We start from the raw sequence: 21,352 nt of genomic DNA, 5'->3' as shown, positions 1-21,352 counted from the left end.
CCGCGGCCAAAAAGGGGCCGGCCTGGGCGAGAACGACCCCGGCCACCGGAACAGGCAAGTGCGCGGCGATAGCTCGCTCTCCCGTGTCGACGACTCGCCGCCTCCGAGCCCTCCTCCGCCGCGTCCGTCGGTTCGTCACAGCGCACGCCGCGAGACTCGTGCTCGCAGTCGGCGCGCTCGCCGGCGTCCCCGCCGTCGTCGTCTTCCCGCAGACCAGCCCCGAGCAGGTCGCGCTCGCCAGCGACGTGTACTACGCCGCGGGTCGCGCCGTCCTCGACGGCAGGCCGCTCTACGACGCCGGCTTCCTCTACCCGCCGCCGGTCTCCGTCGCGTTCCTCCCGAACGCGCTGCTCGGGGACACGACGCTCGCGTACGCCTACCAGATAGCCGTCGGCGTGCTCGCGCTCGCTGCCGTCGCCGGCCTGAGCGTTCGTCTCGCGGCGCGAGCCGGCGTCAGCCTCGGCCGGACCGACCGCGCGCTCGTCACCGCCGCCGTCATCGCCAGCCCGCCGTCGGTAGTGAACCTCGTGAACGGGCAGGTCAACCCCGTGCTCGCCGCCGCCGTCGGCGCGGGCGCGCTCGCGCTCGCTGCCGACCGCGAGTGGGCCAGCGGCGCTGCATTCGCCGCCGCGGCGCTCGTCAAAGTCTTCCCCGCGCTCGTCGGCGCGTGGCTGCTCCGACAGCACGCCTGGCGCGCCGCCGCCGCCGCAACCGCCGTCGGTGTCGGCGTCCTGCTCGCCGGCCTCCCGGTCTTCGGCGTCGACGCCTACGAGACGTTCGCGACCACCGTCCTCACCGGCGAGACGAACGTCGCGACCTTCCCGGACGGACCCGACCCGACAGAGCCCTACGCCACCGTTCGCCGCCAGTTCGCCGCCGTCGCCCCCGGGCTCTCGGGCACCCAGCTGCTCGCCGCGAGCCTCACTGTCTTCGCCCCCGTCGTCGCCGCGGCGAACCGCGTCACCACCACCGTCACCGACCGCCTCGTCGGCCTTCACGCCGTCCTCGTCGCCGTCCTCGTCGCGTTCCCTCTGGAGCCGTTCTACGCTGTGCTCGCGTACCCCACGCTCGTCCCGCTGCTGTACGCCCTCGACGGCACCCCCCGCGGGCTGTTCCTCGCCGGCTCCCTGCTCACGATTGCGCCCCTTGCGTTCTCGGACATCGCGCTCGTCGCCGGCCTCCCCGTCGTTCCCCAGGCCGCCGGCGACGCGCTCACTGCTGCCGCGGAGGCGCTGTTCACGTATATTCGTGCGCCCACTATCGGCGCGTACCTCGCCCTCGCCGCCTGCGCGCTCCAGCAACACCGCCGCGCGAGGGGAAGGCCTACGGCCGCCGCTCGCGACCCTCCAGTGTGACCAGTGGAGTCGTCTACGGCGTGGACTTCAGCGGCGCGAGCCGGGCCGGCGAGAACATCTGGGTCACCGAAGCCGTCGCCGAACACGGAGCCCTCACGGTTCGCGACTGCGGACGAGCCGACGACTTCCTCGCCGACTACTACGACAGCGATCCGTCGACCGACCGTGGGCCGACCCTCGCCGCGCTCGCGGCGTTCGTCCGCGCTCACCCGGACGCCGCGTTCGGCTTCGACTTCCCGTTCTCGGTCCCCGGGCGCGTCGCAGCCGAGGCGTTCGGTGCCGACTCGTGGCGGGCGGTCGTCGCGGCCGTCGCCGACTGCGAAGACGCCGACGCGTTCGCCGAAGCCTGCGTCGAGGGCGTGGGCGGCGACGCCGACGACACGTACCTGAAACGCGACACCGACCGCGAACACGGCGCGTTCTCCCCGTCCCACTTCTTCGTCCAGCACCAGACCTACCACGGCATCACCGGCGTGCTCGCCGCCGTCGCAGACGTGGCTCGCGTCGTCCCGTTCGACGCACTGGGTGACGGTGGCCCCGTGGTCGCAGAGACCTACCCAGCGGGAGTTCTGGACGCCCTCGGGCTCCACCGGGAGGGCTACAAGGGGACCGACGACGACCACCGGACTCGCCGACGACAGAACCTCGACGGGCTCGCCGAGGCTGCGAGCGTCACCGTCCCGGACCGGCTCCGCGAGACGTACCTCGACGACCACGAGGGCGACGCGCTCGACAGCCTGCTGGCGGCCGTCGCGGTGTTCCGGAACCGCGGGGACTGGGGCCACGACCCGGAGTCGCTGGCGGGGCGCATCTACGTGTAGTCACGTTCTTACGCGTCGGCACCCAACGCCGGAGTATGATTGCCCCCGAGGACCTGGACGTGACGCTCGTGGACGGCTACGTCGACGAGCCCGCGCACTTCGGGGTGCCGCCGTACATCTCGACGTACCCCCGGTACACCGCCGGCGCGCTGGTGGACGCGGGCGTCGACCCCGAGAACGTCACCTACCACACCATCGACGAACTCCGCGACGACCGGTCGAAGTTCAACGACGTGGCGGACGCCGACCTGTTCGTCTACGTCGGCGGGATGACGGTCCCCGGGAAGTACGTCGGCGGCACGCCCGCCGAACCCGACGAAGTCCGAGAGCTGGCGTGGCTCGCGGACGGCACGAGCGTGATGGGCGGGCCGGTGCGCTTCGGCGTCGGCGAGGAGAACGCCGGCGCACAGGAGATGGAGCGGTCGGACCTCGACTTCGACTTCCTCGCGATGGCGGACGTGGAGGCGGCCGCGTACGACCTCGTAAACAGCGGGCTGGAGGGCTTCGAGGACCGCTACCGGGACAACGCCGAAATCGACCGGTGGGCGGCGAAGGGCGCGTTCGTCGTCGAGCAGCACCCGAACTACCCCGAGTACCTCATCTGCGAGATGGAGACCTCCCGGGGCTGCGCGTACCGGTGTTCGTTCTGCACCGAGCCGATGTACGGCGACCCCTCGTTCCGGTCGGCGGACTCGGTCGTCGGGGAGGTCGAGGCGCTGTACGACCACGGCGCGCGGCACTTCCGGCTCGGCCGGCAGGCCGACATCCTCGCGTTCGGCGGGGACGGCGAAGCGCCGAACCCGGACGCGCTCCGCGACCTCTACGGCGGCATCCGGGAGGTCGCCCCGGACCTCGGGACGCTGCACCTCGACAACATGAACCCGGTGACCATCGTGGACTACCCCGAGCGCTCCCGGGAGGCCATCCGCGTCATCGCCGAGCACAACACGCCCGGCGACACCGCGGCGTTCGGCCTCGAATCGGCGGACCCGCTCGTGCAGGAGGAGAACAACCTCCTCGTGAGCGCCGAGGAGTGCCTCGAAGCCGTCCGCGTCGTGAACGAGGTCGGCGGCTGGCGGCCCGGCGAGTCCCCCGAGGACGCGCCGTCGTGGGGCGACGACTCCCCCGACCGGCTGCCGAAGCTCCTGCCCGGCATCAACCTCGTCCACGGGCTCGCGGGCGAGCGCGCTGAGACCTTCGAGCACAACAAGCAGTTCCTCCAGTCCGTCCTCGACGAGGGCCTGATGCTGCGCCGCATCAACATCCGGCAGGTGATGGCCTTCGAGGGCACCGACATGGAGCAGACGGGCGCACAGCTCGCCGAGGACCACAAACAGCAGTTCAAGCAGTACAAGACCGACGTGCGGGAGACCATCGACAACGCGATGCTCCAGCGCGTCGTCCCGCCGGGAACGGTCCTGCGAGACGTCACGCTGGAGTACCACAAGGACGGCAAGACGTTCGGCCGCCAGCTCGGCACGTACTCGCTGCTGGTCGCGATTCCGGGCGAGCGCGAACTCGGACAGACCATCGACGTCGCCATCACCGACCACGGCTACCGGTCGGTCACGGGCGTCCCGCACCCGCTGGACCTGAACGACGCCACGATGGACGAACTCACTGCGATTCCCGGCATCGGGTCCAGCACGGCGGGTGACATTCTCGTCGACCGACCGCACGACTCCGCGCCGACTGTCGACGACGCGGACCTCGCGAAGTTCACGCGCCCCTGAGAAGCGGCCGGGGCGCGCGAGCCCTCAGTAGTCCTCGTCGATGATTTCGCCGACCGCGAAGTTCGACTTGACCTCGGTGACTTCGACCTTGACGCGCTCGCCGATTTCGGCGTCCGGCACGATGATGACGTAGCCGCGCTCGACGCGCGCGATGCCGTCGCCCTGCTTGCCGATGTCCTCGATTTCGACGTAGCGAATCTCGCCCTCCTCGACCGGCGGCTGGGGTTCCGAGGACGCCCCCGTCGAAGCGGACGACGAGGACGTGGACGTCGATGTCGACCCGTCGCTGCCGCCGCTGTCGGCGTGGCGCTCGATGAGCGCGACCCGGTAGATGTCGCCGGGGTCGACCGAGCCGGTCTCGATTTCGCTCTTCGGTACTTCGACCACGTACTCGTCGTCTTTGACCGTTACCTCCGCGTTGAACAGACAGAGCAGTTCGTCAGATATCTCCAATGTCGAATACCTCCGTCGGAATGTCACCCCCTCGGAACTTAGTCGTTGTCACACCGGAGCCGTCGAACCCGGGGGGTCGGCGGCGTTCACTCGCCGACCGTCGACCCGTCCGGTCGCTTCGCGCCCTCGGAGTCGTGGACGACCGTCTCGCCGGGGCCGGGGTTCGCGGGCTCGTAGCTGTCCCGAACGTCGATGGCCTCCTCCAGTTCGCGGACCGCGCGCTCTTTGAGCGCGCTCGCCAGCGACTCCGCGTCCTCCCGCGAGATGTCCCGCCCGAGCCCCTCGCACTCGTGGGCGCGCACCATCCCGGCTTCGTCGACCGCCTCCCCCATCGGCTGGCTCGTCCCGCCGAGCGCCACGCTGAACGGGTACGTCTGGCAGATGAGCGGCCGGCTGCCGTGGACCGAACACGAGCCAGTGCCGTCCTCGTCCTCTTCGTAGAACGTACAGTCCCCACACGAGTCGGTCTGGAGCGCCCACTCGAACGTCTCGCCCGCGCCGTCCTCGTCGAGGCCGTACGGCATCGGGCGAGCCACGTCCCGCCAGTCTCGCTCGTCGGCTTCGCCGTCGCTGCCCGTTGCCTGCAGATTCCGTACTTCGTCCGGGAACACTGTCGCAGTGTGCGGGTCGTCTTCTTCGCTCTTGCAGCACGCCCCGCAGCGCGTGCACTCGAAGCCGATGGTCTCGATGGCGTCCGCCAGCTCGCTCACGTCGAGGTCGCGGGCACGCTCCAGTTCGACTTCGAGGTCTTCCACGCGAGAGGAGAGGAGTCGGACGCCCAAAAGCCACGCGCTGCGGTCCGACAGCTCTGGCCCGACGGGTGGGTGCTGCCGAACTGCGTCGCCCCGACTCACGTTCGCGGACGCCGTCGACGAAGCCTCAGTCCTCACTCGCGGGCGCAGCGTGGGCCCCGTCCCAGTCGACGCGGCCGTCGACGAGCAGTTTGTCGAGGTGCGCGCGCACGGTCTGGCCGGCGAGGTCCCGGACGCCCGAGAGGTCTTTGTCGTATGCGTGGCCGAGGATTCCGTCGACAGTAGCGCAGCCGGCGTCGACGGCGGCGAGCACGCGGCGCTCGCGGTCGCGGCGGTGCGCGTACAGCTCGTGGAGGCGCGCCGTCGGGGCGTCGACGGCGGGTCCGTGGCCCGGGTGGAGCCGGTCGAGGTCGCGGGTGGCGAGGCGGCGCAGCGAACTCATGTAGGCGCGCATGTCGCCGTCGACGGCACCGACAAAGACGCTGCCGTCGGCGAACACGAGGTCGCCGGTGACGGCCTCGCGTCCGGCGAGGAAGGCGACGTGGTCCGGGGCGTGGCCGGGCGTGTCGAGGACGTGGACCCCCGAGCGACCGAGTTCGTCGCCGGGGCGGAACACCCGGTCCGGCGCGACGCCGGTCTCGCGCTCGAAGTGGTCGGCGAACGCGGCGTGCGCCCAGACGGTCGCACCCGTCTCGCGGGCGTAGTGGGAGACGGCACCGACGTGGTCCGGGTGCGCGTGCGTGACCGCGAGGTGGTCGACGCCGGTGGCTGCGTCGTCGAGCGCGTCGGTGCGGGCGGCGGGGTCGACGAGAACGCGCTCGCCGTCACCCAGCACGTAGGCGTTCGTCTCGCCGTGGGGCGCTCGCGTCTCGACCGGGGCGGCGTAGCGCTCGAACACACGAACAGCGTGGGACCGACGGGAGAAAAAGCCCGGTCAGTCGGCGAGGAAGTACACCTGCTTGCGCGCGTCCTCGAAGCTGTAGCGGGACTCGACGAGGTTCTCGTCGCCGAGGCGGTTCAGGGCGTAGCGGACGGTGCGGTCGGGCAGCAGGGACTCCTCGGCGAGTTCGCCCTGGGAGAGCGGCGAGTCGATTTCGAGGACTTTCGCGACCAGCTTCGCGCTCGGCGGCAGCTCGCTCAGGCGCTCGCGGAATTCCTCGTCGTCTGCTGGTGCCGACTCGGCCTCCGTCGCGGACAGGCTCATGCCAGCCGTTCTCATACCGAATCAGGTAAAGGTTGTCTACCCGTGCAACTAAATTCCTAATACAATATTAGGTCCCGCAGCCCCGCGATTTACCGGGCCGGCAGTCCAGACGTGGGTATGGTCACCATCCCCGAGGAGTACCACGACCTCTTCGAGCGACAGTCGTTCCTGAGCCTCGGCACGCTCACGCCCGACGGCGTCCCGCACGTCACGCCCGTCTGGGTCGACTACGACCAGGAGGCAGGCCACATCCTCGTGAACACGGCCGAGGGCCGCCGGAAAGAGCGAAACCTCCGGGCCGACGAGCGCGTCGGCGGCTGTATCCTCGATCCCGAAGACCCCTACCGGTACGTCGGATTCCAGGGCGACGTCGTCGAGTTGACGACCGACGGCGCTGTCGAACACATCGACGAGCTCGCGCAGCGCTACATGGACGAAGACGAGTACCCACACCACGGCGAGGAGGGCGGCGAGCGCGTCCTCGTCCGAATCGAACCGACGCGCGTCCTCGGCTGACGGCGGGTCGTCGCGCGGCGTTCCAGTACGGTTTTAACGACCCGCCCACGACGTGACGGTAGAATCGTGAAGGGACAGGAGTGGTACCAGGCCACCGAGGTCGCGGAGGAGTACGACGAGAAGCGGTTCTCACGAGGTGGCCGGCTCATCGACCGCCGGGAGAAGCAGGCAGTCCTCGACGCGCTCGGACGCGTGGAGGGCGACCGCGTCCTCGAAATCGCCTGCGGCACCGGCCGGTTCACCGTGATGCTCGCCGAGCGCGGCGCAGACATCACGGGTCTAGACATCTCGGGGCCGATGCTGCAGGAGGGCCGCCGGAAGGCCAAGCAGGCCGGGGTCGAGGACACCATCGAGTTCATGCGCGGCGACGCCGCCCGCCTGCCGTTCCCGGACGACCACTTCGACACCGTGTTCGCGATGCGCTTTTTCCACCTCGCGGACACGCCCGCGAAGTTCCTCGCGGAGATGGCTCGCGTCTCGAAGAATCAGGTGTTCTTCGACACGTTCAAGCGCTTCAGCACGCGGTCGCTGTACAACTGGCTGCTCCCGATGGGGTCGCGGCTGTACGGCTCCCGAGAGGTCGAAGACCTCGTCGACGGAGCCAGCCTCCAGCTCGTCGACAGCGACCACGACTTCGTCGTGCCCTACGGCTTCTACCGCGAGGTCCCGGACTGGGTCGCGGGGCCGTTCCGCCGCGCCGACACGGCCGTCGGCGCGACGCCGTTCGGCGACGCGCTCGCGTCGGTGTCCTACTGGGACACCCGCGTGTAGACGCCGCTGGCCACGCGTCTGACGGCGAGGACAGAGCCGGGACGTTTTTACCGGCGGCTCCGAACGGACGGGGTATGGACCTCTCGGTGGTGGTGCCGACGCTCAACGGCCGCGACGCGCTCGTCGAGGCGCTCGACGCGCTCGCGGCCTACGCGCCCGCCGCCGAGGTCGTGGTCGCGAACGGCCCCTCTGTCGACGGCACGTCGGGGATGACTCGCGAACACGACGCGGTCGACGTGCTGCTCGAACTCTCCGAGCGGAATCTCAACGCCGCCCGGAACGCCGGCATCGACGCGGCCGCCGGCGACGTCGTGGCGTTCGTCGGCCAGGACACGCAAATCGAGGCGGCGTGGCCGGCCGCCGTCGCCGACGCCGTCGCGGACGGTGCGGACGCCGTTACCGGCCCCATCCACCGGAATGTGGAGGGCGGTGTGACGACCGAAGCCGTCGAGGAGGACACCGTCGGGGGCCGCGAGGTGACGTTCTTCGACGGCGGGAACGTCGCGCTCACCCGGGACGCGCTCGACGAACTGGACGGCTTCGACGAGTACCTCCAGACCGGTGCCGCCCGCGACGCCGCCCACCGGCTCGCGGGGATGGACCGCGACGTGGCGTGGGCGACCGACGCCTGCGTGCTCCGCCAGGAGAAAGACGACATCCAGCACCGGCTCCCGGAGGACACCGACGAGTCGCCGTGGGGGCTGAAGTACCGGGCGCTCGCCTACCGGCTCACGAAGAACTACGGCGTGACGCCCCGGGTCGTCGCGCGCATCGTCCGGCACGCGCTCGGAGACGCGGGTTCGGTGGGCGCGGACGTCGTGCGCGGCGAGGCGGAACTCTCCGAGTGGGCGGCCGCCGGAGCCGCAGTCGTCCCGAACCTCTGGCGGGGCGGGCAGGACGGGGTCGCCGCGCGGGTCGCCGACCGGACGCCCCGCCGGAACCCGAACGGGGTTTCGTCGCGGATGGACCGCGTCCACGCCCGCCACGACACCTGACCGGTCGGTCTCGGTCGCCGACCGGGCAGGTGGCGTTACTCGCTGTCGAGGCCCGGAATCACGCGGCTCGGGTTCCGGCCGAACACCTTCGTCATCGCGTCCTCGGTCACGTCCAGCGTGAGCATCTCCATCACGGCGACGTTCGGGTGGGTCGCGGGCGCACCGGAGCCGAACAGCACCCGGTCCGGGTGCTCGCGGATGGCGCGTTCCAGAAGTTCGCGGTACCGGACGGCGGCGGTGTCGAGGTAGAGGTCGTCGTAACTGTCGAGCAGGTCGATGGCGTCACCCATCAGCTCGCGGTCGAGGGGGTGGCCGCCGAAGTGCGCGAGCACCACGGGGAACTCGCGGTCGAGCAGTGAGGCCGCCAGTTCGGTCGGCGTGAAGCCGCGGCCGCCGTGGACGAGCACCGGCAGCCCCACGTCGTCGAGCACGTCGAGCACGTCGCCGTCGGGCAGACCGTCCTGTGTCGGGTCGAGCTTGAAGCCGTGGAAGCGGTCGTCGTAGGCGTACTGCTCGATGTCCTCCGGGCTGGTCTGCCACTCGGCCCGCGAGGACGTGAAGTTCCGGAGCGCGGACGTCGCGCCGTCGCCGGGGTCCCGGGGGCCGTCGATGCGCGCGAACGCGATGAACGGCCGCTCGATGGCCTGCCGGGCGACGGCGTTGTTCGCTCGCAGGTAGCCCTGCTCGCCCTTCTGCGGTCCGGGGAAGACGACGGCGCGCACCACGCCGGCCTGGTGCATCTCGCGTTCGAGGTCCTCGCCGTCGATGGTCCGGCCGCGCACGGGCCGTCCGGGACCGGCGTGGAGCCGCGCGTGGCAGTCCACGACCCGGAACCCGTGCTCCAGTTCCAGCATGCGGGAGTGCTCGCCGGCCGAGTACGTGAGGCTGTCGGTGCCGGACGGCGGTCACGTTGCGGTGTCCAGTCGCACCGTCGGCAGTCGCCAGTCGAACCGGATGGCGAGCAGGCGGAGCGCGAGCGTCGACCCGGCACCCGCCGCCGCACCGAGGCCGGGACCGACGCCGGCGAGTTCGACCACCAGCCAGAGCGCCGCGCTCCCGGCCACGGCGCACGTCGCGTAGAAGTCTTCGGCGAGCACGAACGGCACGCGCTGCAGCAAGACGTCCGACACGAGGCCGCCGCCGACGCCCGTGACGGTTCCGAGCACGACCACGCCGAACGGGGAGACGCCGGCCTCCACGCCGACCAGCGCGCCCGAGGCGGCGAACGCGGCGAGGCCGATGGCGTCCGGCAGGACGACTGCGGGGTGGTCGAGGAGACCGTCCCCCATCCGGCGCGTGAGGACGACCGCGAGCAGGACGCCCGCGAGCGCGAACCCGACGTCGGTCGTGGACTGCAGTATCGCGGGCACCCGGCCGACGAGGACGTCCCGGGTCGCGCCGCCGCCGAGCGCCGTCAGCACGCCGAGCACGGCGACGCCGAGCACGTCGAACTCGGCGTCGGCCGCCTTGAGCGACCCGACCGTCCCGAACGCGACCAGCCCGACGGCGTTCATCACGTCGAACGCCGTCACCACGACAGCGCCACCTCGTCGCCCGGCTCGACGCCGAACGCCTCGTCACCACGGCCTCGGTTCGCCGCTAGCTCGACGTTCCCGTGGCTGCCAACCGTGACGAGGCGCTCGCCGGCGTCCACGTGTGCGTACGACCGCGCCACGGGCGCGACCTCGCCGTCGACTCGAATCTCGCCGCCGAACCGGCGGTCGAGCACGCGATCGGGGACGTTCGTGACGGCGTTCCCGAAGCCGTCGACGACGAGCACCTCGCCGAGCACGTCGCCGCCCGCGAGGTCCGGGTCGGGGAACGAGACGGTCTCGTAGTCCGTCGTCTGCTCGTACTCGGGGTACTGGTGGAAGGTGTCGACGCCGCGCTCGTGGACGTCGGCGGCCGCCGGCGCGAACACGTCCCGGCCGTGGAACGTCGAACTCGGCGGGTCGTCGACCGAAATCTCGAACACCTCGACGTCGTCGTCGATGCGGCGGGCGGCCGGAACCGCTACGCCGTTGTCCGGCGCGACGATGGCGTGCTTGCCGGCTCGCACGACGACAGCCGCCCGGTCGGTGCCGACGCCGGGGTCGACGACAGCCAGGTGGACCGCGGGCGGGAAGTACGGCAGCACTTCTCGAAGCCAGAACGCCGCCGCAGGCACGTTCTGTCGGGGGAAGTCGTGCGCGACGTCCACGAGGCGTGCGTCCGTCGACTGCAGGACGACGCCCTTCATCGCCGCCGGATACGGCGACCCGAAGTCGGAACTCAGCGTTATCATGCGCTCGCCTTGGGCTGCCGCCACCGAAAAGCCCGCGCTCCCTCTACTCGGGGTTCGGGTCGTCGCCGTTCGAGTCCGAGTCGCTGACGTGCTGGATGCGGTCGGTGCCGTCGATTTCGGTCACGACCTCCCTGACGGCGTCCGGAACGAGGCTCTCCCAGTCGCCGCCCTCGACCATCCGGCGGCGAATCTCGGTGCCCTCCAGAACGTCGCGGTCGTACATCGGCGACTGCCGGACCTCGATGCCCGCCTCGTCGAACAGCCGGATGACGAGCGGATTGTTCGAGTACGCCACGTCGAAGTTCGGGCTCATCGACTGCACGTGGCTCACCCAGACCGCGTTCCGGTCTAAGTCCTCGATGGGGACGGCGTACGTCACGAGGTCGAAGTCCACGAGCGCCTTCGTGATCATCATGATGCGTTCGCCCGCCGTGAACGGGTTCCGGGTCGAGTGGGAGTCGCCGGCGCTCCCGATGCCCACCACCAGTTCGTCGACCTCGGTCGAAATCTGTTCGATGACGCGGTGGTGGCCGTTGTGGTACGGCTGGAACCGGCCGATGTAGAACCCGCGGGTCATTCCTCTCCTGAACCAACCCGGCCGGCGACCATAAGAATGGCGAGTTGCGGCCCGAAACCCGAAATCACGAACGGCGAGTATGGGCCGTGAAAGCGGCGAAAACGACCGATTAGCGGGCGTACCGAGGGAGAAAGTATATCAGTCGCCCGCCCGTGGTTTCCGGTGTCGAACCAACTTCTATGAGCAACGAATCGACGAAGGACGCGCCCCGTCCCGACGACCCCGACGACCCCGAGGACCAGGGTCACGGCCCCCGAGAGGGCCCCGACCCCGACGTTCGAGACGACGTCGAAGACCTGGAAGACCTCGGGAGCGACGTCGGCGTCGAAGGCGACGTGTCCATCAACGAAGAAGACGCCGAGGACGACCTGCTCGGCGGCCTGAAAATCGGCGACACGTCGGACATCAAGGTCCCCGACCGCCTCGTCGACCAGGTCATCGGGCAGGAGGCGGCCCGCGAGATCGTCATGCGTGCGGCGAAACAGCACCGCCACGTGATGATGATCGGGTCGCCCGGCACGGGGAAGTCCCTGCTGGCGAAGGCGATGAGCCACCTCCTCCCGAAGGAGAGCCTGCAGGACGTCCTCGTCTACCACAACCCGGACGACTCCAACGAACCGAAGGTCCGCACGGTGCCGGCCGGGAAAGGCGAACAGATCGTCGAAGCACACCAGGAGGAAGCCCGCAAACGCAACCAGATGCGGTCGTTCCTCATGTGGATCATCATCCTGCTGGTCGTCGGCTACGCGCTGCTGATGGCCCGCCAGCCCCTGCTGGGCATCATCGCGGCCGGTGCCATCTACCTCGTGTTCCGGTACTCGAACCGGGGCAGCGACGCGATGGTGCCGAAGCTCCTCATCAACAACGCCGACCGTCAGGTCGCGCCGTTCGAGGACGCCACGGGCGCTCACGCCGGTGCGATGCTCGGCGACGTCCGCCACGACCCGTTCCAGAGTGGTGGGATGGAGACGCCGAGTCACGACCGCGTCGAAGCCGGCTCGATTCAGAAAGCCAACAAGGGCGTGTTGTTCATCGACGAGATCAACACGCTCGACGTGCGGTCCCAGCAGAAGCTGATGACCGCCATTCAGGAGGGCGAGTTCTCCATCACCGGCCAGAGCGAACGCTCCTCTGGTGCGATGGTGCAGACCGAGCCCGTGCCGTGTGACTTCATCATGGTCGCCGCCGGGAACATGGACGCGATGGAGAACATGCACCCGGCGCTGCGCTCCCGCATCAAGGGGTACGGCTACGAGGTGTACATGGACGACACCATCGAGGACACCCCGGAGATGCGCCGGAAGTACGCGCGCTTCGTCGCCCAAGAGGTCGAGAAGGACGGGAACCTCCCGCACTTCCACCCCGAAGCCGTCCGGGAGCTCATCCTGGAGGCGAAGCGCCGCGCCGGCCGCAAGGACCACCTCACGCTGAAGCTGCGTGACCTCGGTGGCCTCGTCCGGGTCGCCGGCGACATCGCGCGCTCCGAGGGCCACGACCTCACGCAGCGCGAGGACGTCCTCGAAGCCAAGAAGCGCTCGCGGTCCATCGAACAGCAGTTCGTGGACAACTACATCGAGCGCCGCAAGGACTACGAGCTCGGCACCTCCAACGAGGAGGCCGTCGGCCGCGTCAACGGCCTCGCCGTCATGGGCGGCGACTCCGGCATCATGCTGCCCGTGATGGCCGAAATCACGCCCGCGCAGAGCCAGGAGGAGGGCCGTATCTACGCGACCGGCCAGCTCCAGGAGATGGCCGAGGAGGCGGTCGAGAACGTCTCCGCCATCATCAAGAAGTTCAGCGACGAGAACATGTCCGAGAAGGACACGCACATCCAGTTCGTGCAGGCCGGCGAGGGCGGCGTCGACGGTGACTCCGCCTCCATCACGGTCGCCACGGCCGTCATCAGCGCACTGGAGGACATTCCCGTCGCGCAGGACCTCGCGATGACCGGCAGCCTCTCCGTCCGGGGCGACGTGCTCCCGGTCGGCGGCGTCACCCACAAGATCGAGGCCGCCGCCAAGGCCGGCTGCAAGCGCGTCATCATCCCGAAGGCCAACGAGAACGACGTGATGATCGAGGACGAGTACGAGGAGCAGATCGAGATTATTCCGGTCTCGCACATCTCGGAAGTGCTCGACGTCGCGCTCGTCGGCGAACCCGAGAAGGACTCGCTCGTCGACCGGCTGAAGTCCATCACCGGGAAAGCCCTCGAAGGCAGCACCGACTCCGGCACCGCGACCGGCGGCAGCCCGAGTCCGCAGTAGGACCTTTTTGCTGCGGGGGATTTCCTCGCTCGCTGCGCTCGTTGCGGGTACCCCCGTCTGCTCACGGGCGCGCAGCGTCCGTTCGCACGGCCAGCGGGACCTCCGGTCCCGCTCGGCTCGCAAAAAGCTACGCCGGGAGAGCACGGCTCTCCCGAGCCCTGGCTCGCTGCGCTCGCCAGGACGCTAAAAACGTCCCGCGCTCACTTCGTTCGCGCGGTGAACCGCTCGCGGCGCGAGGCGCTACGCGCCTCGGTTTGTGCGAACGGGGAGCGAAGCGACCCGTGAGCCGCTGGCGCTCGCGGATGCTACGCGGACCGCTACCGGGTCTCTTCCTGCTGTAGGCTCTCGACTGTAGCCGCTGCTGTCCTACTTTCGACCGAACACAGCGACCGGCAGCTTTCTGAGGGCGTCGTCCGTCGGTCCAGTCGATGACCGAGTGGGTCGCCTTCGGGTCGTTCGCGGTCGCGCTGTCCGTCGCCGTGGTGGCGATGACTCGCCGGTCCGCCCGGCTGCTCGACCGCATCGACCTCCCACCGGTGGCGCTGCTGGCGAACACCGCGGGCACGCAGGTCGTGCTGGGCGTCGTGGTCGCCGGGGCGGCGTGGCTCGCCTCCGTGCCGCTGTCGGCGGTCCGCCCGGGATTGTCTACGGAGGCGGCAGCAGTCGGCGCAGGGGCCGGCCTCGCCATCTCGCTCGGGAACGCCGGGCTCGTCCGGGTGTTCGATTGGGCGGGCGTCGGCTACGAGAGTCGTTACGCGAGGCGCTGACGCCCCGGACGCTCCGGGAGTGGGCGTTCCTCTTTCTGGTCGCGCTGCCGGTGGTCGCCGGCTTCGAGGAACTGCTCTTCCGGGGGGTGCTGGTCGGCGCGCTCGCGACCGGGTTCGGCGTGTCGCCGTGGCTGCTCACCGTCGGCGCGAGCGTGCTGTTCGGTGCCGCCCACACCGCCCAGGGGAGTGTCGGCGTCGCCGTGACGGCGCTGCTCGGCCTCGCGCTCGCCGCCGTCTTCGTCCTCACGGACAGCCTGCTCGCCGCGGCCGTCGCGCACTACGTCGTGAACGCGGTGGAGTTCGGTGTCCACGCGCGCTGACCATCAGGCTTCGAGGTCGCGGAGGACGCGGACGACGCGGTCCGGCGCGCCGCTCGGGGCACCGCGGACGCGGTGGTCGGGGACGAACAGCGGCACGGGGTTCGCGGCGAGGGCGTCCCGGACTGTCCGGCGGCCCTCGTCGCTGTCGTGGTCGAGGTCCGGCGTCATCCGGGCCGCGAGCTCGACGTCGACCGTCTCGCCGAAGGGCACGTTCCGGATGGCTTCGAGGACGCGGCGCTGGTCGGTCGGCAGCGTGAGTCCGACGGTCACGTCGTCGAAGTCGTCCTCGGTGCCGTCGAGGTACGCGCCGACGCGGTCGAGGAGCTTGTGGTCAGTGCCGGCGTCCATCGGGCGTTCGCGGGAGAAGGAGACGCTGATGACGCGGTCGCCCGCGACGCCGAGCTGTACGAAGCAGTCCAGTCTGTCGAATTCGCGTGCGTAGATGCCGGCGGCGCTCATGGTCTGTGGGTCGCGGGCCCCGGCCTTGAGCCTCCCGACCGACGCAAGCCTTATGTACAGACTAGTCCATCAATGTACAACGATGGACGATAGTTCGTCGCTGGCTCCCGCCGTCCGCTCGATTCTCGACGCGGCGCGCGAGCGCGAGACGCCCGACCGACAGCTCTCTGTCGACCCGGAACCGCTGCCGGACGCCCTCGACAGCGCCGCTGCTGGCGGTCACGCGCCCGTCGTCGCCGAAGTGAAGCCGACGAGCCCGACGACCGACGGCCAGCGCGACGACGACCCCGCCGAACTCGCGCGCGAGATGGTCGCTGGCGGCGCGGCCGCAATCTCCGTGCTCACCGAGCCCGAGCACTTCGACGGCAGCACGGACGCGCTGCGCACCGTCAGGGACGCCGTGGACGTGCCGGTCCTCCGGAAAGACTTCCTCCTGGAGGAAGCCCAACTGGACGCCGTCGAGGCCGACGTGGTGTTGCTCATCGCGCGCTTTCTCGACGGCGACGGCGAACTCGAGGCGATGCTGGCGGCGGCCCGCGAGCGGGGCTTCCAGGCGCTCGTCGAGGTCCACGACCGCGCGGAACTCCGGCGGGCGCTCGACGCCGGCGCTGACATCGTCGGCGTGAACAACCGCGACCTCGCGGCGCTGGAGGTCGACCTCGACACCTTCGAGTCCGTTGCGCCCCACGTCCCCGACGACGTGACGCTGCTCGCCGAGTCCGGCATCGGCTCGCCCGCCGACGCCCGGCGGATGCGCGCGGCGGGCGCGGACGGGCTGCTGGTCGGGAGCGCGATAATGCGGGGCGACGGCGACGTGCGAGAGAACACCCGGAGGCTGGTAACTGCATGAGCACACACGACACAGACGACCGAACCGGAACGTTCGGGGACTACGGCGGCCAGTACGTCCCCGAGGTACTGATGCCCGCCGTCGAGGAGTTGACTGACGCCTACGAGCGCTACGTCCTCGACAACGAGGCGGGCTTCGTCGACGACTTCCGGGACCGAATCAGGGAGTTCGGCGGCCGGCCGACGCCGCTGAGCTACGCGGCGAACCTCAGCGAGCGCTACGGCACCGAGGTGTACCTCAAGCGCGAGGACCTCCTGCACGGCGGCGCGCACAAGCTGAACAACGCCCTTGGCCAGGTGCTGCTGGCGAAGTACATGGGCAAAGACCGCATCGTCGCGGAGACCGGTGCCGGCCAGCATGGCACGGCGACGGCGATGGCGTGCGCGTACCTCGACATGCCCTGCGAGATTTACATGGGGCGCACCGACGTGAACCGCCAGCGCCCGAACGTCTTCCGGATGCGCCTCCACGACGCCGAGGTGAACCCCGTGACGGTGGGGTCGGGCACGCTGAAGGAGGCCATCAACGAGACGATGCGGGACTGGGCGACGAACGTCGAGGACACGCACTACGTCATCGGGTCCATCGTCGGCCCGCACCCGTTCCCCTCGATGGTTCGGGACTTCCAAGCCATCATCAGCGAGGAGATGCGCGAACAGGCCCGCGACCAGATTGGTCGGCTCCCCGAGGCAGTCGTCGCCTGCGCGGGCGGCGGGTCGAACACGATGGGCGCGTTCGGCGCGTTCGTCGGGAGCGCGAGCCTCCCCGGCCACCCCGAGGGCAGTCACGAGCCGGCACCCGACGTGGACCTGCTCGCCGTCGAGGCGGGCGGGTCGAGTCTCGGCGTGGACGCCGACGAGGGGTACGCGCCGAACTCCGCGAGCCTCTCGACGGGGACCGAGGGCGTGCTGCACGGCGCGCGCACGAAACTCCTCCAGACTGACGAGGGCCAGATCGTCGAGTCGCACTCCGTCTCCGCCGGCCTGGACTACGCCGGCGTCGGCCCGGAGCTCGCACACCTCGTCGACGAGGGGCGCGTCGAGCCCGTGAACGTCGACGACGACGCGGCGCTCGAAGCCTTCCACCGGCTCTCCCGCGAGGAGGGAATCATCCCCGCGCTGGAGACGAGCCACGCCGTCGCGTACCTCGAACACTACGACGGCGACGGTCCGGTGGTGGTGAACGTCTCCGGGCGCGGCGACAAGGACCTCGATACGGTCGTCGAGGAGTCCGCGGCGAAAGACATCGACGGCGCGCCATCGATGGAGGTGTTCGAGGAGTGAGCGACGCCACCACGAGCCGCAGCGACCTCGCAGCGGCGTTTGCCGACGAGTCGGCGCTCGTGTCCTACGTCGCCGCTGGCGACCCCACACCGGCCGCCACGGAGCGCTACGTCGAAGCACTCGTCGAGGGCGGGACCGACGTCGTCGAACTGGGACTGCCGTTCAGCGAACCGGTCGCGGAGGGCACCACCATCCAGAACGCCATCAAGCGCGCGCTGGACGCCGGGATGACTCCCGACGCCTATCTCGACCTCGTCGACAGCCTCGACGTGGACGTGCCCATCGTCTGCATGACGTACTACAACCTCATCTACCAGTACGGGGACGGCGAGGCGCGTAGCGCCTCGGAGAACGCGAGCGGCGAGGAGCCGCGAGCGAAGGGCCCCGAGGAGTTCGTGGCTGCCGCCGCAGAGGCCGGCATCTCGGGGTTCGTGGTCCCGGACCTCCCGGTCGACGAGTCCGGACCGCTGTACGACGCCTGCCGCGAGCACGGCCTCGACCTCGTGTTCATCGTCGCCCCCACCACGACCGAGGACCGCCTCGAACGCATGCTCGACCGGACGACGGGCTTCGTCTACGTGCAGGGTCGGCTCGGGACGACTGGCGCTCGCGACGAGGTCAGCGACGACACCCCGGACGCGCTCGCCCGCCTCCAGGACGCCGACGTGCCGAAGGCGGTCGGTTTCGGCATCTCCTCGGGCGAGCAGGCCCGGGAGGTCGTCGCGAGCGGGGCCGACGGCGTCATCGTCGGCAGCGCGTACGTCGACCTGATTGCAGATGGGGTCGAGAACGACGACCCGACCAGCGAGGTGGCCGACCGAATCGGGGACCTCGCCGCGGAACTGAAGGCCGGCGCGGCCGACGGTGTGCCGGAACCGGAACACAAATAGCCGAACCCTTGCTACTCTCTGACAATGACTGACGCCGGGAAGGCCGCACGACTCGACCGCATCAGCACAGACGACCGACTCGTAACGATTCCGATGGACCACGGCATCACGCTCGGTGCCGTCGACGGCCTCGTCGACATCGAAGCCACCATCGACGCCGTCACGAGCAACGGCGCGGACGCGGTTCTCACGCAGAAAGGCATCGCGCCCCGCGTCCACCCGAACAAGAACGACGCCGGCTACATCGTCCACCTCAACGCCTCCACGACGATGGGGCCGGACACGAACGACAAGCGCCGCACGGGCACCGTCGAGGAAGCCGTCCGCGCGGGTGCCGACGCCGTCTCCTTCCACATCAACGTCGGCAGCGACCACGAGCCCGACCAGATAACCGAACTCGCGGACGTCGCCGCCGACGCCGAACGCCTCGGCATCCCCGTGCTCGCGATGGCGTACGCCCGCGGCCCCGGCATCGACGAACACGACGCCGAGAGCCTGGGCCACGCCGTCCGCCTCGCCGAGGAAGTCGGCGCGGACGTCGTCAAGACCGCGTACTCGGGCAGCACGGAGAGCTTCGAGCGCGTCGTCGAGTCCACCGCCAGGCCCGTCATCATCGCCGGCGGCGACCCCGCTGGCGACCGCGAGACCTTGCAGGGCGTTCGAGACGCGATAGACGCCGGGGCCGCCGGCGTCTCCACTGGCCGCACCGTCTTCCAGCACGACGACCCCGGCGCGATGACCGCCGCCATCTCGGCCGTCGTCCACGACGACGCCGACCCCGAGGACGCCCTCCGCGTCGCCGGCCTCCCGCTGGAAGCCTAGAACTCGGAGTCAGTCACCCGCCACTCCCCCGGCAGATTCGCGAGCGCGTCCTCCACGTCGGCAGTCGCCAGCCCGAAGAACGACTCCCGGCCGACTGCCGTCCGGAACCGCGCGATGACCGTGTTCGGCGTCGCCTCGAACACCGTCAGCGCACAGCTCCGACTCGCGTGTTCGAGGTGGGCGCGCTCCGGCTTTCGCTCGGCGAGTTCGCTGCCGAGGTCCCAGCTCAACGACTGCGCGTCGTCCACCGGGAGCGGGACACGCTGCGCGAGGAAACTCTCTGCTTCACGGGTCGCCATACCGAACGGACGGCGACCGCGCCGCATAAATCGCACCCTTTCGGCAGCCCTCACTGCCGGCACGCGAGCCGAACGGCGTCGACCGTCGACTATCGGCCCATGTCGACGGCGTCGGCGTTCGCGGCGAGCCACGTCGCGTTCTCCACCTGTTCGTTGAACGCCTGGAGGTGCTTCGAGACGTCGCCGCGGTGGTTCGGGCCGCGGTCGCCGGTGGCGTCGACGATGTCGCTGTAGGTCAGCCCTCGTTCGCGCAGCGCGACGACCTCGGCGCGGCGGTCGGGGACGCCGTGGCTCCGGAGCGCAGCGATGCGGTCCACGACCTCGATGGGCCGGACGCGAACCCAGTGCTCGTCGGTTCCGGTGTCGTGGACGTGGAGGACGACGTACGCTCCGAACGACCACTTGTTCACGCAGACGCCGGCGTCCGGGTCGTGGCGCGCGTGGTTGGCACCCGTGTCTCTGATTGGGTACACTTCGAACTCGAGTCGGCCCGCGGGCGTGTCGACGGCGAGGCCGTTCGAGGCGGCGTGGTCGCCGTCGGCGGACACGTCCACTCGGAACTCACCCTCGTCCCAGAGCGCGGCCAGCAGGTCTTCTTCTGGGCTGTCCCCGGGCTGTACTGTCGGGTCGGAATCAGTGTTGCTCATGACTACGTTGGCCTATACTAGCCAACACATTAATTGTTGGGGCAGCTAGTCAAACACCGGCGTGGTGGGTGTGGACTGCGGGCTCCGGTACGCTTTAGGCCGCACCACGCCACCGTCCGGCAATGACACGGTCCGTCTGGCTGAAAGCCGACGACGCAGTCGGCGACTGGGAGACCCGGAAGCGACGCATCACCGCCGGTCTGGAAGCCGGCGTCGACTGGGTGCTCGTCGACCGCGCGGACGTCGCGAAGGTCAGGGAACTCGGGTCGGTGAACGTCGCCGCGTTCTCCACCGACGACGCGGACATCATCGAGGACGCCGAGGGCGACGACGCCGAGCCGGACGCCTACGTCGCCGGGAAGGGCGGCGAGGGCGACGGCACCGTCGACCTCCCCTCGGACTTCTCCGGGAGCGCGGACCTCTCGGCGCTCCGCCGCGGACACGCCGACAGCGCGTACGTCCGCATCCTCGGCGAGGAGTACGAGGCGTTCGCCCAGGACGCCGCCGCGGACGCCGACCACACCATCGTGGTCGGCGAGGACTGGACCATCATCCCGCTGGAGAACCTCATCGCGCGCATCGGGGAGGAGACCACCCTCGTCGCCGGCGTCGACTCCGCCGAGGAGGCCGAAACCGCCTTCGAGACGCTGGACATCGGCGCGGACGCCGTCCTGCTGGACAGCGGCGACCCAGACGAGATTCGCCGCACAGTGAACGCCCGGGACGCCGCCGACCGCGAGCGCCTCGACCTCTCGTGGGCGACCGTCACCGCGGTCGAGGAGGCAGGCAGCGCCGACCGCGTCTGCGTCGACACCGGGAACCTCATGGACGACGACGAAGGGATGCTCGTCGGCTCGATGAGCCGCGGGCTGTTCTTCGTCCACGCCGAGACCGCCGAATCGCCGTACGTCGCCGCGCGCCCGTTCCGCGTGAACGCCGGCGCTGTCCACGCCTACGTTCGCACACCTGATGGGGGCACGAAGTATCTCGCCGAAGTCGGCAGCGGTGACGAGGTTCAGGTCGTCGACAGCGAGGGCCGCACCCGAACCGCCGTCGTGGGCCGGGCGAAGATAGAGAAACGACCGATGTTCCGCGTGGAGGCCGAGACGGAGGCCGGCGACCGCGTCGAGACGCTGCTCCAGAACGCCGAGACCATCAAGGTCGCCACCCCCGACGGCCGAACGGCCGTGACGGACCTCGAAGCGGGCGACGAGATTCGCGTCTACCTCGAAGAAGGCGGCCGCCACTTCGGCGAAGCCATCGACGAACGCATCATCGAACAGTAACGAG

At 70.0% G+C, this 21,352-nt stretch carries 25 protein-coding genes; 14 read left to right on the top strand and 11 right to left on the bottom strand.

Features of this window, described 5'->3' with window-relative positions; genetic code table 11:
* Positions 1-83 precede the first annotated feature (83 nt).
* From BMW35_RS06145 to BMW35_RS06135, 3 genes are read left to right on the top strand one after another with little or no spacing between them, the layout of a single operon-like run.
* A complete protein-coding gene (locus BMW35_RS06145) occupies positions 84-1,355 on the top strand; it encodes a glycosyltransferase family 87 protein (RefSeq protein WP_177170782.1) in 1,272 nt (423 codons plus the stop codon).
* A complete protein-coding gene (locus BMW35_RS06140) occupies positions 1,352-2,176 on the top strand; it encodes a DUF429 domain-containing protein (RefSeq protein WP_089668497.1) in 825 nt (274 codons plus the stop codon). Before BMW35_RS06145 ends, BMW35_RS06140 begins: the two co-directional genes overlap by 4 nt.
* A 35-nt stretch (positions 2,177-2,211) precedes the next feature.
* Positions 2,212-3,909: a radical SAM protein gene (locus BMW35_RS06135; protein WP_089668496.1), complete on the top strand. Its 1,698-nt coding sequence runs from the start codon at positions 2,212-2,214 to the stop codon at positions 3,907-3,909.
* A gap of 24 nt (positions 3,910-3,933) precedes the next feature.
* Here the strand turns inward: BMW35_RS06135 and BMW35_RS06130 are convergent, their stop codons facing one another.
* From BMW35_RS06130 to BMW35_RS06115, 4 genes are all read right to left on the bottom strand, one after another.
* Positions 3,934-4,362 (bottom strand): TRAM domain-containing protein, encoded by a 429-nt coding sequence (locus BMW35_RS06130; RefSeq protein WP_089668495.1) that lies wholly within the window; start codon positions 4,360-4,362, stop codon positions 3,934-3,936.
* Between the two features lie 86 nt (positions 4,363-4,448).
* On the bottom strand, positions 4,449-5,117 hold the full coding sequence (locus tag BMW35_RS06125; protein ID WP_089668494.1) for a YkgJ family cysteine cluster protein: 669 nt from the start codon (positions 5,115-5,117) through the stop codon (positions 4,449-4,451).
* Between the two features lie 124 nt (positions 5,118-5,241).
* Positions 5,242-6,012: an MBL fold metallo-hydrolase gene (locus BMW35_RS06120; RefSeq protein WP_089668493.1), complete on the bottom strand. Its 771-nt coding sequence runs from the start codon at positions 6,010-6,012 to the stop codon at positions 5,242-5,244.
* A 36-nt stretch (positions 6,013-6,048) separates the two neighbouring features.
* Positions 6,049-6,318, bottom strand: a complete 270-nt coding sequence (locus BMW35_RS06115) for a MarR family transcriptional regulator (RefSeq protein WP_089668492.1) — start codon at positions 6,316-6,318, stop codon at positions 6,049-6,051.
* A gap of 117 nt (positions 6,319-6,435) precedes the next feature.
* Between BMW35_RS06115 and BMW35_RS06110 the strand changes: the two genes are divergently transcribed.
* From BMW35_RS06110 to BMW35_RS06100, 3 genes are all read left to right on the top strand, one after another.
* Entirely contained in the window at positions 6,436-6,834 is a 399-nt protein-coding gene (locus tag BMW35_RS06110) for a PPOX class F420-dependent oxidoreductase (RefSeq protein ID WP_089668491.1), read from the top strand.
* Between the two features lie 66 nt (positions 6,835-6,900).
* A complete protein-coding gene (locus tag BMW35_RS06105) occupies positions 6,901-7,605 on the top strand; it encodes a class I SAM-dependent methyltransferase (protein ID WP_089668490.1) in 705 nt (234 codons plus the stop codon).
* A gap of 74 nt (positions 7,606-7,679) precedes the next feature.
* On the top strand, positions 7,680-8,600 hold the full coding sequence (locus BMW35_RS06100; protein WP_089668489.1) for a glycosyltransferase family 2 protein: 921 nt from the start codon (positions 7,680-7,682) through the stop codon (positions 8,598-8,600).
* A 35-nt stretch (positions 8,601-8,635) separates the two neighbouring features.
* Here the strand turns inward: BMW35_RS06100 and BMW35_RS06095 are convergent, their stop codons facing one another.
* The 4 genes from BMW35_RS06095 to BMW35_RS06080 are packed head-to-tail and all read right to left on the bottom strand — an operon-like array spanning position 8,636 to position 11,461.
* The gene (locus tag BMW35_RS06095) at positions 8,636-9,454 is read right to left on the bottom strand and encodes an amidohydrolase family protein (protein ID WP_089668488.1); all 819 of its coding nucleotides are present in this window, start codon (positions 9,452-9,454) and stop codon (positions 8,636-8,638) included.
* A gap of 51 nt (positions 9,455-9,505) precedes the next feature.
* The gene (locus BMW35_RS06090) at positions 9,506-10,114 is read right to left on the bottom strand and encodes a trimeric intracellular cation channel family protein (protein WP_089670364.1); all 609 of its coding nucleotides are present in this window, start codon (positions 10,112-10,114) and stop codon (positions 9,506-9,508) included.
* Positions 10,115-10,128: 14 nt separating this feature from the next.
* A complete protein-coding gene (locus BMW35_RS06085; RefSeq protein ID WP_089668487.1) occupies positions 10,129-10,884 on the bottom strand; it encodes an SAM hydrolase/SAM-dependent halogenase family protein in 756 nt (251 codons plus the stop codon).
* Positions 10,885-10,927: 43 nt separating this feature from the next.
* A complete protein-coding gene (locus BMW35_RS06080) occupies positions 10,928-11,461 on the bottom strand; it encodes a nicotinamide-nucleotide adenylyltransferase (protein ID WP_089668486.1) in 534 nt (177 codons plus the stop codon).
* 179 nt (positions 11,462-11,640) lie between these two features.
* Here BMW35_RS06080 and lonB point away from each other — a divergent pair, with 179 nt between their 5' ends.
* The 3 genes from lonB (at position 11,641) to BMW35_RS15815 (ending at position 14,812) form a co-directional block, all read left to right on the top strand.
* Positions 11,641-13,725 (top strand): ATP-dependent protease LonB, encoded by a 2,085-nt coding sequence (lonB, locus tag BMW35_RS06075; protein ID WP_089668485.1) that lies wholly within the window; start codon positions 11,641-11,643, stop codon positions 13,723-13,725.
* A gap of 428 nt (positions 13,726-14,153) precedes the next feature.
* Positions 14,154-14,492: a hypothetical protein gene (locus tag BMW35_RS15820; protein ID WP_218138593.1), complete on the top strand. Its 339-nt coding sequence runs from the start codon at positions 14,154-14,156 to the stop codon at positions 14,490-14,492.
* Positions 14,450-14,812 (top strand): CPBP family intramembrane glutamic endopeptidase, encoded by a 363-nt coding sequence (locus BMW35_RS15815; protein WP_218138592.1) that lies wholly within the window; start codon positions 14,450-14,452, stop codon positions 14,810-14,812. The genes BMW35_RS15820 and BMW35_RS15815 overlap by 43 nt, the downstream gene beginning before the upstream one ends.
* 3 nt (positions 14,813-14,815) lie before the next feature.
* Here BMW35_RS15815 and BMW35_RS06065 read toward each other — a convergent pair whose 3' ends face one another.
* Positions 14,816-15,271: an MGMT family protein gene (locus BMW35_RS06065; protein WP_089668483.1), complete on the bottom strand. Its 456-nt coding sequence runs from the start codon at positions 15,269-15,271 to the stop codon at positions 14,816-14,818.
* Positions 15,272-15,353: 82 nt separating this feature from the next.
* Between BMW35_RS06065 and trpC the strand changes: the two genes are divergently transcribed.
* From trpC to BMW35_RS06045, 4 genes are read left to right on the top strand one after another with little or no spacing between them, the layout of a single operon-like run.
* The gene (trpC, locus tag BMW35_RS06060; protein ID WP_089668482.1) at positions 15,354-16,121 is read left to right on the top strand and encodes an indole-3-glycerol phosphate synthase; all 768 of its coding nucleotides are present in this window, start codon (positions 15,354-15,356) and stop codon (positions 16,119-16,121) included.
* Positions 16,118-17,404: a tryptophan synthase subunit beta gene (gene trpB / locus BMW35_RS06055; RefSeq protein ID WP_089668481.1), complete on the top strand. Its 1,287-nt coding sequence runs from the start codon at positions 16,118-16,120 to the stop codon at positions 17,402-17,404. Before trpC ends, trpB begins: the two co-directional genes overlap by 4 nt.
* Positions 17,401-18,294, top strand: coding sequence for a tryptophan synthase subunit alpha (gene trpA, locus BMW35_RS06050; protein WP_089668480.1), 894 nt, complete (start codon positions 17,401-17,403; stop codon positions 18,292-18,294). Before trpB ends, trpA begins: the two co-directional genes overlap by 4 nt.
* A 24-nt stretch (positions 18,295-18,318) precedes the next feature.
* Entirely contained in the window at positions 18,319-19,116 is a 798-nt protein-coding gene (locus tag BMW35_RS06045; RefSeq protein WP_089668479.1) for a 2-amino-3,7-dideoxy-D-threo-hept-6-ulosonate synthase, read from the top strand.
* Here BMW35_RS06045 and BMW35_RS06040 read toward each other — a convergent pair.
* A complete protein-coding gene (locus BMW35_RS06040; RefSeq protein WP_089668478.1) occupies positions 19,113-19,415 on the bottom strand; it encodes a hypothetical protein in 303 nt (100 codons plus the stop codon). The genes BMW35_RS06045 and BMW35_RS06040 overlap by 4 nt on opposite strands.
* A gap of 89 nt (positions 19,416-19,504) precedes the next feature.
* On the bottom strand, positions 19,505-20,062 hold the full coding sequence (locus BMW35_RS06035; protein ID WP_089668477.1) for a hypothetical protein: 558 nt from the start codon (positions 20,060-20,062) through the stop codon (positions 19,505-19,507).
* Between the two features lie 122 nt (positions 20,063-20,184).
* Between BMW35_RS06035 and BMW35_RS06030 the strand changes: the two genes are divergently transcribed.
* A complete protein-coding gene (locus BMW35_RS06030) occupies positions 20,185-21,348 on the top strand; it encodes a 3-dehydroquinate synthase II (protein WP_089668476.1) in 1,164 nt (387 codons plus the stop codon).
* The last annotated feature ends 4 nt before the right edge of the window (positions 21,349-21,352 follow it).

Origin of the sequence: Halobacterium jilantaiense (assembly GCF_900110535.1) — an archaeon.
Classification (GTDB): domain Archaea; phylum Halobacteriota; class Halobacteria; order Halobacteriales; family Halobacteriaceae; genus Halobacterium; species Halobacterium jilantaiense.
This window is presented reverse-complemented; position numbering and strand designations above follow the sequence as displayed.